We start from the raw sequence: 237 nt of genomic DNA on the forward strand, positions 1-237 counted from the left end.
GGAAATCCGCACCTGATCGTCGCCCACTCTCGGGACATCACGGAAGCGCTCCGTACCAGCTCGCAATTGGAGGAGACGGAAGCCCTGTTACGACGCTACAGCCAGGAGATTCAGCTGATGCGGCGGGAGCACAGCCAGACCCATGCAGATACCCCGATGATCGGAGTAAGCCGCTCTTATCTCTCGCTTTTGGAATTAATCAAAAAAGTTGCCGTGGTAGAGACAACCGTCTTGATC

The 237-nt window shown here is 55.3% G+C and carries 1 pseudogene; it reads left to right on the forward strand.

What is annotated here, in order from left to right:
• A pseudogene (locus MXD62_RS09620) lies at positions 1 to 237 on the forward strand (transcriptional regulator); the annotation flags it as partial.

The organism is Frankia sp. Mgl5, from assembly GCF_023242985.1.
Taxonomy (GTDB): domain Bacteria; phylum Actinomycetota; class Actinomycetes; order Frankiales; family Frankiaceae; genus Parafrankia; species Parafrankia soli.